Raw genomic sequence first — 16,627 nt, forward strand, 5'->3', positions numbered from 1 at the left:
ATTCACGATGGCTCTAATCGCAACGTTTATTTCATGACAGAGCATTGGTGCCCTCAAAGAAGATAGATATGACCACACGAATCGGCATTCATTCGACGATCGAGCCGAGGTTACGGCGGGGTGGATCGAATGCTCCGATCATCGTCCGGAAAGTGGTCCTATGAATAGTAACAAGATTACGCCTAAATGACAAAATCTCAATTCCGCATCCAATGAAGTTCGATGTTCCTCTTGATACCGGAAGCATGGATCACAGTCACGTCGAGATTTTTAAGAGCTGGCAGTCATTCTCCGACGTTTTCGATGGCGCAAAACGAATGCGTGTCGTCACCTATTGTGACTCCCCCGAGTTTATTCTGGATCTCTTCGAAGACCTCGACGACTTGGAGTCCCTGGAGGTGGTTGTTGGGGACGTCTCCGACTACCGAGAGCGCCTCATCGACAAGCCGGATCTCGCAGATCGGCTTGAAGAACTCAGGAGTGAAGGCAAGCTCGTAATCTACCTCTGTGAGAACAAGGAGGTCCACTCCAAGCTGTATCTCATCGAGTACGACGACTCTGTCTTAGAAGGAGAGGATAAGGACGGTGATGAAGATCAGATGACCCTCGGCGGAAAGGCTACGGATGAATCCGAACTCGAGGACACCGATGACGGTACACCAGCAAAAGTCATCGTTGGCTCTCCAAATCTCTCTCGCAATGCTTGGTCGAATCAAACGAACGTAGGTGTCGTTTATGATACGAAGACGGACAGTAAGCTCTACGGAGAATTCGAGGAACTCTATCGCGATCACCGAGACTCATACAACAGTGGCGGACCCTTCCTGGAAGATCTCTCCGAACAACTCGAACTCTCGGACGATGACCGAGAAGAGGTAATCAAACTGTACACCGAAGGACGTGTGGGTACACAAGACGAACTGGGAGAGGTTCACGGTCGTCTGGCGGACCATATCGATGCAGAAGTTGAGACAGTGGATCTCGCACTCGATGGGGGTACAGATACCGCCGCAGAGCAGGAATCAGAGGAAGCAGAGCTCGATTCAGAAGGCGAATCTAGCGAGAATGATCCAGACTTGGAAGATGCGCCACAGGACCGCATCACCTTGTCTCTACGCGGGTACGAGGAGTCGACAGTTGATACGTTGTCGCAGATGACCGATTTCGATGCGACGGTGTCGAATGATACGTTGACGACAACGCCAGATGCCTTCCAGCGGTACGCACAACAGGTGTTCGATGTTCCAACGATGCATCTGAACGAGTCCAAAGACGAGCTCAAGTTCCACTATGACGGCACGGTCTATCGTGTCACACAGCCCCCATCTGAACCAGAGCGTGTCGACGAGGCACTCGCTGAGATTGAGGACTACTTTTCGACGGTGGACAACTATGGGAATTCCAACAACCCAACTGCGGTTAAAGCCCACATGTACGAAGCACTACTCTGGTTCTTCTGGGCCCCATTCGCCAATCGACAAGCCGCGTTCTACCGTGAGCATGGGATTAACCTTGACAAGGCTCTCCCGTACCTCTACGTCTTTGGTGAGTCAAACGGAGGAAAAGGGACGTTCTGTCGGTTCGCCTTGTCGTTGATCAGTGGGAACCGTGTCGAAGCACCCGTCGACGCAGACGAAATTGGGAAACGAAAAGTCCGGAATTTGCGTTCAGCACACACGTCGTTCCCCGTCGTCGTCGACGACATCACCAAGCAGAAGGTGAATTCGCTGGACACGCTTCGAAACTACTGGAGTGGATGGACCGGCGAAACTGCCTATCCGATGTTCGCCTTCATCTCGAACGACAAGCGGCCTGGAGAGTGGTTCCGAAACCGTGCCAAGATTCTCAGGTTCGATGTGAATTTCATGACTTCACATCAGGGAGAAGCTGAAGTAAACCGTCTAATCGACACGAAGAATCCGATTTTCCAGTGGTTTGGGTACGAGTATCTCAACCGAGATCTCGTACTTGGAACGGACTCTGACGCACTTCGGGAAGTGAGGGCGACCATGCAGGATCTCTATGAATACGCCGACCGGCCGCTACCAGACTATTTCCCCACCGAACCTGCTGAGCAAGCATATGACACTGGCAGAGAGCGCTGGCGAAACCTCATCGACCGAGAGGACGTCGAAATCGCTAAAGACAGTGATACGCTACAGGTGACCTTCCCGGAGTCGATGAACTTCGAACTCCACGAGTACAAACGCGACCCTCCTATGACGGTTCGAATTGAAAAGCGAGGGCTCGATTTGATTATTAAGACGCCGAACGAATTCTTCGACTGGCTTGGTGAGACAACTACCGAAGATCCACGGGAAGGATTCCTCTCACGCGCTCGTAACCTTCTGACACGGTAGCTAGGAGTAGACAATCACAATACACCCATATGGCTCGAGAATTATTCGTGGACCGGACAATCGAGTGGTTGAGAGATCGCCCCTATTACGAAGGCCAAATTATCCATCAAGAACGAACGCCAGGGAACCCTGCCGAAACATCACCGCTCGATCTTGACTACCGGTTAGCAAGCGCACTTGCCCGTCACGATATCAACGAACCCTTCCAACACCAAGCAGAGGCAATCGAAGCTGTTCGGGACGGTGATCACGTCGTACTAGCTACTCCGACGGCTAGCGGCAAGAGTCTCGCCTATACGGTGCCAGCACTTGAACGCGCTCTTAATCACCACGGCAAGACGCTCTATATCGCCCCGATGAACGCTCTGATTAATGACCAAAAGGATACTATTTCCAAGATTGCCGCAGATCTTCGGGGTGATCGGAATGTCGATGTCGCGACATACACCGGACTATTGACAGACTCCGAGAAACGCGAAATTTGGGCCCGCCAACCAGATGTTCTCTTGACCACCCCCGATATGATTCATAAAAGTTTGCTCCCATATTCTAAATCACCGAAACACTGGAAGTGGCTCTTCCAGCAGCTCGAGACGGTCGTCGTCGACGAAGTACACGAGTTCCGAGGGATATTCGGAAGCCACGTCTCTCTAATTTTCCGTCGTCTTTCGCGTTTGGCAGAGTACTACGATTCTACTCCCCAGTACATCTGCTGTTCTGCAACTATCGGGAATCCAATCGAGCACGCAGCAGCAGTCACTGGACAGCAACCCAACCAATTTTCACTAATCGACGATGATGCCAGCGCGACAGGTCCGCGCCAGTGGATATTCTGGAATCCACCGTTAAGAGAGGACGAGGAACTGGATGCAGAATATGCGACAGCCGACGGACCACCTTCGACTGCAGAAGGCAATTCTGAAGCGAGTTCACCACCGTCGGGCCCGGTTGAGGTACCCCACCACAACGAGATTATCGGCGGAGAGCGCCGTTCCCATCACCCAGAAACAGTGCGGTTGTTCTGCGACCTTGTTCAACGAGGATATCAGACGCTCGTCTTTACACGGGCCAGACAGGGAACCGAGCAGTACGCAAACTGGTGCGATAGCAAGCTTCGGAAGCGTGGTGAACATGAGCTAGCGAACCAGGTCACTGCATACCACTCAGCACTCCAGGACGAGCGTCGGACCACCATTGAGGCGGGGCTTCGCGATGGATCCATTCGAGGTGTCTGGAGTACGAACGCACTCGAACTCGGCATCGACGTCGGTAGCCTCGACGTCGTCCTTCTCGACGGGCATCCGGGAACGAGCATGAGCACATTCCAGCGCGCGGGGCGGGCGGGACGTGGAGAAAATCCGAGTCTCGTTGTCCTCGTAGCAAGCCCGAATCCGTTAGACCAGTACTGTATGGCGAATCCGGATCTCCTGTTTGACGGCGACCCTGAGCAAGCAGCAGTCAATCCCGCAAACACCCAGATACTAGACGATCACGTCTGCTGTGCGGCTCAAGAGCTCTTCCTGCGCACCAGTGACGACACCTACTTCGGCGCTGAATATCCGGTGACTGTTGCGTCTCTAGATGACGCGGGCCAATTAGAGCGATTTAGCTCTCGAACCGGTTCCCGGTGGAAGTACATGGGAGAGGACAGCCCGCAACACACGATGGACATCCGCTCTATCGATGATCGGCAAATCGAGCTTTATGATCGACTGCGTGATCAAACACTTACCTCGCTATCGTTTGGTGATGCGCTCCGTGATGCACATCCCGGTGCGATCTACCATCATCAGAAGGAGTCGTATCGAGTAACGGAGGCTGAATTCGATGCTGACCGTGTACTCCTGAAGTCAGTAAATACGATGGGATATACCCGTCCACTCACTGAGAAACGAGTTACCATCGAAGAAGAGCTCAAGACGAGCGATCTAGCCTCACAGAGTATAATTTCTATCGGATTTGCCGATCTCACGGTTGCAGAAGAAGTGACAGGATACATGCTCTACGATCACCCTTCAGATGAGGACGGCGTCGAGCGGGCTTTCGACGAGCCGCTTCCTGAACGGACAATTCGCACCCGTGGGCTCTATTTCACAATTCCGCCGCAGATCGAGCAGGACATCAAAGCTGCGAGCGAAGAAGACGATGGATTTCTCGCAAGTATTCACGCTCTGGAGCATGCACTGATCTCGTTATTCCCACTGGAGATTCTCTGTGCTCGTCGCGATGTTGGTGGACTCTCGACCACCTATCATCCGCATACGGGATCGGCCACGATTTTCGTCCACGATGGCCATCCGGGAGGAGTGGGTCTTACTCGAGAAGCGTTCGGGAAGCTGGAGACAATGCTTGAGCGCACGTTGGAGATGCTCTCTAGCTGTCCCTGTGAAGACGGATGTCCATCGTGCGTTCACTCCCCGCAGTGTGGGAATGCGAATCGGACGCTAAACAAGCAGCTCGCAACCCGCCTTCTGAAACAACTATTAGAAATTCCTGTTCAATCATAGAAAGATCAAAGTCGAGAATTTCAGTACTCTATACCTACTGGCCGGTGAGAACCGATAGATTCCCGGCTACCAGAAATTCCCCACAGATACTTGCTTTGGGATTCGCCAAACTATGAATTAGAAACATCACAGAGGCACTAGTCAGAAAGTATAAGCCACGGGGTTCCCATAGTAAGTGTATGACGAATACGGGAAATGAGGGGCAACCTGCCAATAGCCAACCGGATCAGGGAACAACCACCGACTGAGACATGGCGGGCGACCTTGGAGTACGTTTGCTTGCCCTCCGGTGTGACGCGCTAGTCGACGCTACGACGACCGCCATCGAAGACCTCGTCGAATACTTCGATGCGGATCTTATCTACATCGTCGAAGAAAAGTTGGACATGCGAACGGTGAGCACTGTCGAGCGGACCGCCTCGTGTCCGGTAATTAACACTCGGCGAAGCGCCGTTCACACGGAGACTGTCGACGGGATTTCCGTGTCCATCGTCAGTTCGCTCGACTTCATCGGTGGGGCCTCTACCGCTCGTGGGCAAGGAATCCCAGACGACGTCGAGTACATCATCTGTGACGAGATCCAGACGAGCGCCGACTCAGTCACAATGGAAGTCTCGCTCGATGGCCTCGAACACCTCGCACGCTTCCAGCACCGAATCGACCGAGAAGTGACGTTCCTCACCGGGGCCATGGAGGCTAGTTATGATTTCGTTTGGGAAGCTGACGTCGACGGTGAGGGTGTTCGCCTGCCCGTCCGCGGGCTTGCACCGACCCGACGGCAGGGGGCTCCAGAATTCGCTTGCCTCTCGCTTGATTCGGATGGCCGCATCGCCGTATCCACGACACCCGCCGATAAATTCGGTCTCCGAGCGCTTTCGGGTGTAGGCAAGGGGACCGCCCCGAAGCTAGCTCGAAATGGGTTCGAGACGCGTGACGACGTCGCAGCTGCGACAGAACGAGATCTCCGTGAGGTTCATGGCATCGGTGAGTCGAAAGCTCAGAGCATCCGGCAGAGCGCCCACGCACTGTCCGAAGGATGCGTCATCCGTCTCACGGACGAAGCTGTCCCCGCAGCAGAGTATAGTCCGTTGTTCATCGATATCGAGACCGACGGCCTCACCCCGAGCATCATCTGGCTCATCGGCGTCTACGACCCTGAAACAGACGAGTATGTCGACTTCATCGATACGGAACCGTCACGAGATAATCCAGGAAAAGCCACCCGAGAGTTCGTTACGTGGCTGGCCAGCGAGTACGATCGCACGTCGCTCATCGCGTGGAATGGCCATACCTTCGACTTCAAACACCTCAGCCGATTCATTCGAGGACACGCACCGGAGTACGCAGACTACTGGTCAGACTCCGTGTTCGAGTACGACCTCTTTGACTGGACCGTCCGAAAGGACAACGCCATCCTTCCCGGTCGGACAAACCGGATTGATGATGTCGCCGAAGCCCTCGGACATGGTCGTGACGCGGATGCTGCCGTCGTCGACGGGAAGTCGTTAGCAAATACCATCCAGCGTCTCCTCAGGTCTCCAGAGCGTGCTCGCGACGTAGACTGGGAGGCTGCCCGGGCATACTGTGAAGCAGACGTTCGTGAGCTGGCCGCAGTCTACGAATCCATCGCGGAGGCGACGCCCGGCCACAAGCGTGCCAGCGTTCCTGCTGATGAAAACATCACGCAGACCGGACTCATGGACTTCTAACAATGCACGACGACCACGACACCGACCACAGCCAGATCGACCTCACGACCAACTCGAAGGACAATACCAACAACGGTGACATTGATATCGAGACGGACATCCTCCAACTCACCGGCGAGGAGCTCAAGAGTACCTACCCGAATAACCGCTACTTCGGGCAGGTTCACGAAAATTTCGAGATTCCCGCTCGTGAGGAACAAACCGTTCCAGCAGGGGACGTGCTTCCGCCCAAGATCGCTCGAAACCTCGAATTCGACCCGTGGAGTCACCAAGCAGATGCCCTGAGTGTGCTTGACCGCGGTGAGAACGTCTGTGTGGCGACCAGCACGTCCTCTGGGAAGACGCTCGTCTACGGCCTTCATATCGCCCGCCAATACCTCGAAAACCCGGAGACGCGGTCGCTCATCGTCTACCCGACAAAGGCACTCAGTCGCGACCAGGAACAAGAGCTCAACGAATTCTTGCGGGACACGCTTGGGCTGGAGATCAGTGTCGGCGTCTACGATGGCGACACGAAGAGCGAGGAAAAGTCCCGTATCCGGGAGGAGTGCAACGTCGTAATCACGAACTTCGTTGGGCTAAATCAGTACTTGGAGGGTCACCACCTATGGGCAGACTTCCACTCGAACTGCGCGCTAGTCGTTATCGACGAAGCTCACATGTGGACTGGCCTCGGCGGGATGCACGTCGCCTGGATCCTCCGACGCGCCCAACGAATCATGGATTACTACGGCGGCGATCCGCAGTACGTCCTCACGACGGCGACGATCGGCAATCCTGCCGAACACGCTCTCGCACTCACGGGTGAGCCCGCGACGGTCGTCGACGAAGATGGATCACCGCGAGGCATCCGCCACCTCGTTTTCTGGGATCCCCCGATGAGCGGGGACGACGGCCTCACCGACGACATCGACGCCCCGGCGCTGGCCAAGCGTCCGGCGACGGTGGAGGCCCCAGAGGTGTGGGCACATATGTGCCAGAAGAACGTTCAATCGCTCCTATTCTGTGACTCTCGGAAGCTCACCGAACTGTCTGTCAACCGTGCGAAGCGCTTCATCAACAACCCAGAGAACCGATATCAGGGAAGACCAGACCTCGCATCCTACCATGCCGGACACGGGAAAAAGTCGCGTCGAGCAACGGAGTACCAGCTCAAGGAGGGACACCACGACGGCGTCTCGACGACGAGCGCCTTGGAGGTCGGCATCAATATCGGAGGCGTCGACGGGACCGTCCTCATGGGCTATCCGGGATCGCGGCAGTCGTTTTGGCAGCGGATCGGCCGGTCGGGCAGGGGAACACGAGATGCGCTCTCTGTGTTCGTCCCGAGCCACTCCACGCTCGACCAGTACATTCTCCAGCACCCAGAGTACGTCCTCGAAGAAGACCACGAGAGCGCCGTCGTTGACCTCGACAACAATCCGGTATACCTCCAGCAGCTCAATTGTGCCGCGCAGGAACTCCCCCTTACGTGCGACGACGTAGAGGATTTCGGAGGAGAAGAACGATTGGAACGTGCCGTAGAGTACGGGCGGCGGAACGGTGATCTCGAAGGATCTCTCGACAGCGGCGTGATGTACGCCCATCGCGACCGCCCGCAGGACGCAATCAGCCTGTACTCCTCCGGTGGAAACACCTTCGACGTCCGACTAGCCGGCGATGAGTCGATTGACCATCAACCAATCGGCCGTGATCGGGCCTACAGAGACTATCACGAGGGCGCAACTGTTCTCCACCAGGGCGAGCAGTACCAGGTCGTCGAACTCCGAGAAGACATCCCGCAGCCGTACATCTTACTCGAGAAAGCTAACGTGAACTATTACACCCAGTCTCAGGGCCAGGTCAACATCTACGACACGGTCGTCGAGGACTCGCGCGAGGTCGGACCGTTCACGCTCAACTGGGGATATGGAACGGTATCGATTCACTACAGCACCTACCTCAAGCGGGAAATCGGAAGCGGAGAGGTGCTCGAGATAGGCAATGAAACCGGTGTCCCGCCTCTCGAGATGCGAACCCAGCTGTGTTGGGCCGAAACGCCCACCGATATCGAACGGGCGATGCTCAACAAGCACTCGGATTATCACAATCCAGAGTGCATCAACCTCCCACCGCGGCTTCAGGGATATCTCGGTGGGATTCATGCCGTTGAGCACGCCATGATCGCTGTCTCGCCACTCGAGCTGAAAGTCGATGGTGGTGACATCGGCGGGCTCGCGACGAATCGACTGCCCGATAATCCCGAGAAGAGTGGGTGGTTCATCTACGACGGCATCGAGGGGGGTCTCGGGTTCTCGCGCTCGATTTACGAGCACTTCGAAGACGTGGCTCAGCGTGCCCACGACCTCATCGTCGACTGCTCGTGTGGCCGCGACGAAGGGTGTCCGGCCTGTACGATGGACGACCGCTGCGGGAACGACAACCGCCCGCTGTACTCCCCTGCAGCTGCGGACGTCCTTGAACATCTGCTCGGTGATCAGGAGGGGGATGACCTCGCTGAACACCTACCGGAAACGGGTAGCGAAGTGACTCCTGTCGAGGAACAGCGACCACCAGCCTCGATCTCGTGAGCCAGAGGAATCCGGACTGATAACTGTGACCTCAGACCCTACAGGCGCGATATGTTAATGCCTGACTCCCCGTTGGGTGGAGCGGCAGATGACCTATCCACGAACCCACGTCGAACATCGAAACCCGGATCACCACGAGGCAATCCACCCTACTCGGAATATCGGCAACGCCCACGTCGTCGCCGGCGAGTTTCTTACCTCGCAGTACCACGACGCGCTTCAAACTGTTCTCCATCCGCTCGGTGAGTCCCTCGAAACCCACGACCAGCACGCCCTCAACGACCTCGGTATCGTCCACGCCGATGGTTCACTCAATGACCTCTCCCCGATCGTCCGAACCTACGTCAGCCTTGACGACTATTGGACTCGCACTCACCGTACGTCATTTAGTGAATTATTCGCTGACCGGCGTGCCCACGTACTAGGCTGCTGCACACGCGATTTCCGCTCCCGGTTTACACGTCGGACACTGGAAATCGAGTCCGGGCGTGCCAATGTTACGTTGGATGCCACGCTCGTTCCACTTCTTCAGAGCGGTTTCCTTTCCCCAACAGATGATGAGGAGTCCGCCTACACCGTCGATGGATACCACGCATTATATCGACCTATTGAACGGCTCTTTGACTCGCTTCTCGACCAAGCACCTGTCCTCTGTGATCTCCTCCCTCCAACTGAGTTCTAATCTATAGGGCTCTCCCACCCTTGTATTCGAACTTGGTCACGTACCCAAACACGCTCTGCTATGTTCGCTTCTCCGATCATGCGTTGGCTTCTATATCAGTACGTATTAGCGGAACTTATTTATCAGTGACCTGTCCATATATCTTACTATCTACCCGCACTCATGAAGGATGCCATTGAATTACTTTGCACCGGAGACCTCCACCTTGGCCGTCATCCAAGTCGGATACCAGACGATCTAGATGGTCCCAGATTGTCACCCAAATCCGTCTGGCTTTCAATGGTCCAGAAAGCCATTGACCTAGATGTCGATGCTGTGGTGATTGCTGGCGATATCGTTGATCAGGAGAATCGGTACTTCGAGGCGTATGGAGCGTTTGAGGACGGGATCGCTAAACTCGACGAAGAGGGGATCCCAGTCGTCGTAGTTGCCGGGAATCATGACTTCGATGCCCTCCCAGATATAATCGATAACCTCGATTCCGACACCCTCCAGTTCCTCGGGAGAGAGGGTCAGTGGGAACGCTGGACTCTCGAACGGGATGGCGAGCCGCTAGCACACTTCGATGGATGGTCGTTTTCGGCTGAACACGTCTACGAGTCTCCGCTTGAGGACCACGAGCTTCCGGCGGCCGATGACGCGCCCCAAATCGGAGTGCTTCACGCTGACCTCGACTCGCGAGGGAGCCGATATGCCCCGGTTTTGTCCAGCGAACTCCGAGACACCTCGGTAGATGTCTGGCTGCTCGGTCATATTCACAGCCCCGGTATACAGATCGGCTCGCGTCCACTGGCCTTGTACTCCGGATCGCCACAGCCCCTCGATCCAGGTGAACAGCGGGCGCATGGCCCGTGGACGATTACGATACCCGAAACCGGAGATGTGCGTGCTGAACAGATTCCCCTGGCATCCGTTCGCTACGACCAGGTTTCGGTCGACGTCTCCGGGGTAGACGACCCACAGGAAGCGACCTCCGTAATTTCGGAGGAAATCAAGGAACACGTTCGCTCCGAACTCGATACGAGGTCGCTGGAACTCAGCCTCGTTCGCGTACGTCTCACCGGACGGACGGATGCGCACTCGGCGCTCATCGATCAGCACCAATCGATGGAGCGTGACCTCGGATTCCGGGAGGGGTCGGTTTTGATCCGGATCGAATCGATTGACGTCGATACCCGACCGGCAATCGATCTCGAAGACCTTGCAGAAGGAGACAATGCAGCTGCGTACCTCGCTGACCTCCTGCTTGAAATCGAGGACGGTGATCCACGCGAAACCTACGGCGACGTGGTCGATGGCTCGTTAGCAGCTGTACGGCAGGCTCATAGTGCGAATGCGTACAATCCGATCCGACGCGAAACCGAACTCGAGGATCCGGACGACGCTGACGCTATCGAGCATCTCGAACAGCAGACGCGGGTACTGCTTGATACCCTACTCAGCCAAAAGGAGGGTAACGCGTGACCAGGAATCCGATCTGCTTCGAGGAAATCCAGATCGTCCAAGCTCCTGGGTTCGAAAATGGCGGCTTCTCCGTCGACGACCTGTGCTCCGGCATCAATGTCGTTCATGGGCCGAACGCGGCAGGAAAAACGACGCTCGCTGAGTCGCTCGAATGGCTTTGCTGGCCCGAGACCGCCGACGAACGTGCGTCCCTCGTGGGGCAGCTCTCGCTGAACGGTGAAGACTGGCGAGTCGAAGTCGACAATAGGCGCACGAGTTACCAACGTGACGGCCAGGAGTCGAACGGTCCGAGCCTTCCTCCGGCTGATCAACGCGACCGCTACCGTCTCTCACTCCACGATCTACTCCAGCGAGACAACAACAACGAATCGTTCGCCGAGATAATCGAGCGAGAATCAGCTGGTGGCTACGATCTCTCTGCGGCGTACGACGAGCTTGGGTATTCGGATTCCCCGAGTCGCGCTAACAGGAACGTCGTCCAGAACGCCAAGGGAGTGATTCAGGAGTTGCGTGAGGCACGGAACGACGTTTCTGAACTACGCCAAGAGCAGAACGAACTCTCCCGGTTACGTAGTGAACTGGAGGCAGCGCGTCAAGCACAAGAACGATCCGAACTGCTCGAGCAGGCGATCGACTACGCACAGGCGAGAAACGAGCTGGAACAAGCTGAATCGAGGCTCGACAAGTTCCCCGATATCTTAGACCAGGTCGACGGAGACGAAATCGAGCGTGTTCGATCCCTCGAAGATGACATCGACGAGTGGACCGACAAAAAAGACGAGGCCGAGGAAACGAAAACGGACGCTCAGGAACGGTTTGATGAGGCCGACCTGCCGGAAGAAGGCCTCCCGACAGGCCGTATCGACCATCTGAAAGAGCTTCGCGATGACCTCGATTCTGCGGAGGACCGGAAACGGGATCTCCAGGGCGACTTGGCTGACGCCCAACGGCAGCGAGAAACTGCCCGAGATGACATTCCCCTAGATGTCGATACCGGGGACCTCGTTGACTTGGAACCCGTCACGTGGAAGACCGTCTCGAAGTTCGCACGAGAGGCCGAAGAACTCCAGTCCGAGCGTGAAACCCGGGAGGCCGTCCAGCGACTACTGGGGGATGGGGAGCACCCTGAGCCCGATCTACCCACGCTCCAACGCGCGAGTCAGTCGCTGGAGGAGTGGCTGGCTGCGTCCGTTTCAACGGAGTCGAACGACGGTTCAGAGGCATTCCGAATCGCTGTGTTCTCGGCCGTTTCTCTCGCCTCGACGAGCATCGCGCTGGGTCTGCTGGTGCATCCACTGCTGTTCTCCATCCTGCTCGTCGCCGCTGGTATCTTCTGGTATGGGCTGCGCGCTCGCTCACAGTCCAAAGACGGAAAGAGTTCACGAGAACCGCACCGCGAGTCGTTCGAAAAGACTGGTCTGAACCCGCCGAGGGCGTGGAACGAAGACGAGGTTCGGTCTTGTCTGATCGGACTGTACGACGCAATCGCAGCGCACAAACTGGCCGAGCGACGGTCCGAATGGCGCGATAGCCTGGCGACGGATTCAGACACGCTCGAACAGAAAGAGCAGGATCTGGAGGAAACGCGTGCCAAACTCCAAGACCAGTTGGGCGCCGCGCCAGATGCGTCTGATGTCGAACTCGCCGTGATCTCCAAGCGAGTACTCGACTGGCAGGAAGCCCACGACGAGGTTGAAGGGATTCAAGAGAGCATCGAAACCGTCGACGACCAGATCGAGACCGCCCGTGAAGAACTCCAAGCGAAACTCGATCCCTACGGCTACGACGATGTCGAAAGATCTAGTGAGGCGACCGAGGTAATCCGAAACCTCGAGAACCGCGAACAGCAACGCGAAGCCGCACAGCGGGATCTCGACCAAGCTACCGAGACGATTCAGGAAGCGACCGAGAAGATAGGTGCGCTGGAGGACGAACGCGACGAAATCTTTGCGGATCTGGATCTCGACTCCGATGACCACGATAGGTTGGAGAAACTCTGTGAGCAGGTCGAAGCATACGAATCGGCTGCGGAGGACGTACGAGAGGCCAACATCCGGGCGAACACGGAAGCCGAAGAACTCGAAAGCTACCCGGGCTTCGAACCGAACCTCAAGAAGCAAGAGATTGCTGACCTCAGAGAAGACCTCCGTGAGGCGGAACGAACTGCTGAGGATTTCGACGACCTGCAGTCACGGATTGCCGATATCAAGGCAGAAATCAGGCAGGCAAAGTCCGACAACAAAGTTGAAACGGCGCTTGCGGAGCGTGATCGGGCGCTCGATGATCTGAAAGACCAACTCGAGGACGACTGTGCTGCGATGGTCGGCGACGTACTGGTGGATCACGTTCAGGAGGCGACAATGGAGACTAGTCGCCCGGACGTCTTCGAGCGTGCTCGTGAAATCCTGACGACGATCACTCGCGGCCGGTATCGATTGGACTTTGATGAGGCCGAAGCCGAATTCCGTGCGTTCGACGAAACCAAACAGAAGGGGCTCGCACTTGACGAGCTTTCGAGCGGCACTCGGATCCAGGTCCTGCTCGCTGTCCGAATCGCCTTCGTCGAACAGCAGGAACAGGGAGTTCGGATTCCACTTCTCCTCGACGAGACGCTCGCAAACACCGACGACCGCAGGGCGAAGACGATCATCGAGTCGACGATCGAACTCGCTCGGAACGGTCGGCAGGTCTTCTATTTCACCGCACAGGGCGACGAAGTGGCAAAGTGGACTGCTGCACTAGAGAGTGCGAACGGCGTCAACCACGAAATCATCGACCTTGCAACGGTTCGCGATGTCGACGACTCCGTACATATTCCGGATCTGGACTCTATCGAATCGTTCACTCCGAAGGCCCCCAGTCCCGACGGTCACGACTATTCCTCGTATGGAGACGAACTTAGGGTGGACTCGTTCAGTCCGCACAGTGGCATCGGGACGGCGCACCTGTGGTACGTAGTCGAGGATGTCGAAACCCTCCATCAACTCTTGGAGCTCGGGATCGAGCACTGGGGGCAGCTGAATAACCTGCTGCAGTGGGGCAACGGAGACCTCTCCTCAGTTGATTCCGAACAGGTAACGGTAGTAGAAGAGAATGCTGCAGCGCTGAACGAGTTCGTCGACGCCTGGAAGGTTGGTCGTGGCGAACCTGTTGATCGAGAGGTTCTCGAAGCCTCTGGCGCCGTGAGCAGTAACTTCATCGACGAGGTTAGTGAACTTGCTGAGTCAGTCAATGGCGATGGCAGGCAGATCGTTGAGGCCTTGCACAACGAAATAAGCGGGTTCTATAGCAGTAAGGCGAACGAGCTGGAGACGTATCTTGAAGAGAACGGGTACATCGAACCTCATGAGACGCTGGATCAGGGCCAGATTCGTGCCCGTGTCATCGAGCGTTACGTCGACGAAGGCATCTCTCGAGATGAGGCCAAAGACAGGACTGAAAACCTGCTTTCACGTATAAACAAAAACTGATTCTTTCTCGCTGAGTTTTGTACTTGTACCTTGCTAGCTACTGGTTCGAAGTCTCTGGCCCAATGAAGACGAGAATCAAGAAATCACCCAAGAAAATTGTATTGCGATATATGGTTTATTACCATAGCGTATTTTATTCCCGGTATTGTCGTGGGTTTAGCAGACTCTCTCGGTCAGCCGAACCCACAAACTAATAACTAATCCGACTAAAACGCTGAACAACTCGAATATGCCACTCTTAGAATCACCATACTGGGCCGCGACTAGGCTTCTATCGAGGTTTTGCACCAATCCAGTTTCAGACAGTCGAGTCCCTCAGAGACCACTACAATGAGTCGATCGGACGCCGAACAGGAGAGCGAGAGCGACGCTGAGCGAGCGCCATCATTCGAGGGAGTCCGATGGACCTCGTATTCGCTCGAGGACTTCACGGACCTGTACTGGGACGAGATCGCCCCCTGCCTCGAAACAGAGGGTATCGATCCAACGAGCGAGAAACCAACCCACCAGTGGTTTCGAGATCACGATGCGCGGGCGTTCCTCACCGCACTCCGTCGCCATCACGACCGCTCGTTTGGAGAGTTCTGGAACGAGGATCTCGAACTCGGGGACAATGAAGAAGGCTACACATGGGCAACATCGAATGATGCAACAATCGACGCCCTCGAACAGTTCCTCAACCGGCGAAAATCACGGTACAGTCTGGCGTCGTCTTCTGTCGACGCGCTGCGAACGCGACTGAACCTCTACGTACATGCCTACCAGGAGGCGAACGGGACGGACGACCTCCTCACACCGATTCAACGGGGCCGAGAGAATCCAGCCTACGAAGCCGTTGACGCGGTCTATGCAGCATTTGATTGGTTGAATGAGGGAGCAGAACGGGAATACAGTGCACAGACTCTACAGCGTGTGCGGCGCGTCGTCGACGCGTGGTATCAGCATCTGGTCGGGCGGCGGGTCGCCTCGATGAATCCTGCCAGCGGCCTCTACGACGAATTCAAGTGGGAAGTCGAAGATTCCCCGACTCCTTCGCTTTCAGCGAATCATATTCGGAAACTGATGCAGGCATCGGGGACGACGCGAGAAGAGCTGCTCGTGGTAGCATTAGCTGGCTGGGGACTTCGAGCAAGTGAGGTCGCAGCACTCCATATCTCGCAGTTCCAGCGTGACGTTCACGAAGACGACGTCCCCTTCATCACGTTCGAGAACCGCAAGAACGGGCCCGGCGAAGTGTCTCTATTGTACGGAATGGACGTGCTCGACTCCCGAATCGATGAGCTAGCGGAAGACGATACGTGGACTGGATACCTGTTCCCCTCCTCACAAGGAGAAACGCCGTACGTGACCCGCGATACAATCCGGAATTGGTTCCAAAATCTTGCATTGGAAGCAGATCTCCCCAAGCGGATTAGGGGTGAACGACCAAGTCCACAGCTCTGTCGTCGATTCTGGTACGATACCTATACAGCAGTCCTCGAAGGCGTTCTCGAAGGTGTCGACGAAATCGCTGCAGAGCAGGGTAGTAGCGATCCTCGGGTGGTGATGCAAAATTACCTGTCTGACTCGCGTTCTCGTCGAGTCCGACGAGAGTTCATGCGAGACCAACTTAACGCAGCCTTCGGAGAGAGAACGTAACATCAACCGCCATCTGTCAAGTCATTCCAGTTGTCTTTCTTCGGTTAATAACTAACTCAATGAATCACTGAGTCACTGATTCCATGAAGTATTGGATACCGGAAGTTGGGAATCAAAGAGCCCATGATTCATTGAGTTGCTTAGCGTCATAGAAAGTGTGGAGTTGCTGACTCATAGAGTCATTGAGTCACTGAATTAGTGAGTGCATGAAGTATTGAATTGTGGAC

The 16,627-nt window shown here is 55.7% G+C and carries 8 protein-coding genes; 7 read left to right on the top strand and 1 reads right to left on the bottom strand.

The features are described from left to right. The first annotated feature begins 212 nt into the window (after window positions 1-212). The 4 genes from NLK60_RS17810 to NLK60_RS17825 all read left to right on the top strand — a co-directional run bounded on the left by NLK60_RS17810 (window position 213) and on the right by NLK60_RS17825 (window position 9,146). On the top strand, window positions 213-2,360 hold the full coding sequence (locus NLK60_RS17810; protein ID WP_254810743.1) for a phospholipase D-like domain-containing protein: 2,148 nt from the start codon (window positions 213-215) through the stop codon (window positions 2,358-2,360). A 47-nt stretch (window positions 2,361-2,407) separates the two neighbouring features. Next, a complete protein-coding gene (locus tag NLK60_RS17815; RefSeq protein WP_254810744.1) occupies window positions 2,408-4,867 on the top strand; it encodes a DEAD/DEAH box helicase in 2,460 nt (819 codons plus the stop codon). A 251-nt stretch (window positions 4,868-5,118) separates the two neighbouring features. Beyond that, complete coding sequence (locus tag NLK60_RS17820; RefSeq protein ID WP_254810745.1) at window positions 5,119-6,576, top strand: ribonuclease H-like domain-containing protein; 1,458 nt, start codon at window positions 5,119-5,121, stop codon at window positions 6,574-6,576. Window positions 6,577-6,578: 2 nt separating this feature from the next. Then, window positions 6,579-9,146 (top strand): DEAD/DEAH box helicase, encoded by a 2,568-nt coding sequence (locus NLK60_RS17825; protein ID WP_254810746.1) that lies wholly within the window; start codon window positions 6,579-6,581, stop codon window positions 9,144-9,146. Window positions 9,147-9,177: 31 nt separating this feature from the next. Here the strand turns inward: NLK60_RS17825 and NLK60_RS17830 are convergent, their stop codons facing one another. Next, a complete protein-coding gene (locus NLK60_RS17830) occupies window positions 9,178-9,444 on the bottom strand; it encodes a hypothetical protein (protein WP_254810747.1) in 267 nt (88 codons plus the stop codon). 546 nt (window positions 9,445-9,990) lie between these two features. Here NLK60_RS17830 and NLK60_RS17835 point away from each other — a divergent pair. The 3 genes from NLK60_RS17835 to NLK60_RS17845 all read left to right on the top strand — a co-directional run bounded on the left by NLK60_RS17835 (window position 9,991) and on the right by NLK60_RS17845 (window position 16,400). Continuing rightward, window positions 9,991-11,292 (top strand): metallophosphoesterase family protein, encoded by a 1,302-nt coding sequence (locus NLK60_RS17835; RefSeq protein ID WP_254810748.1) that lies wholly within the window; start codon window positions 9,991-9,993, stop codon window positions 11,290-11,292. Further along, window positions 11,289-14,762: an AAA family ATPase gene (locus NLK60_RS17840; protein ID WP_254810749.1), complete on the top strand. Its 3,474-nt coding sequence runs from the start codon at window positions 11,289-11,291 to the stop codon at window positions 14,760-14,762. The genes NLK60_RS17835 and NLK60_RS17840 overlap by 4 nt, the downstream gene beginning before the upstream one ends. Window positions 14,763-15,092: 330 nt before the next feature. Beyond that, a complete protein-coding gene (locus NLK60_RS17845) occupies window positions 15,093-16,400 on the top strand; it encodes a tyrosine-type recombinase/integrase (RefSeq protein WP_254810750.1) in 1,308 nt (435 codons plus the stop codon). The last annotated feature ends 227 nt before the right edge of the window (window positions 16,401-16,627 follow it).

The organism is Natronosalvus amylolyticus (genome assembly GCF_024298845.1).
GTDB lineage: Archaea > Halobacteriota > Halobacteria > Halobacteriales > Natrialbaceae > Natronosalvus > Natronosalvus amylolyticus.

Bases quoted from the DNA above. Each gene is read 5' to 3' on its own strand.
- NLK60_RS17825 (WP_254810746.1), top strand. From the start codon at position 6,579: ATGCACGACGACCACGACACCGACCACAGCCAGATCGACCTCACGACC.
- NLK60_RS17845 (WP_254810750.1), top strand. From the start codon at position 15,093: ATGAGTCGATCGGACGCCGAACAGGAGAGCGAGAGCGACGCTGAGCGA.
- NLK60_RS17835 (WP_254810748.1), top strand. From the start codon at position 9,991: ATGAAGGATGCCATTGAATTACTTTGCACCGGAGACCTCCACCTTGGC.
- NLK60_RS17820 (WP_254810745.1), top strand. From the start codon at position 5,119: ATGGCGGGCGACCTTGGAGTACGTTTGCTTGCCCTCCGGTGTGACGCG.
- NLK60_RS17810 (WP_254810743.1), top strand. From the start codon at position 213: ATGAAGTTCGATGTTCCTCTTGATACCGGAAGCATGGATCACAGTCAC.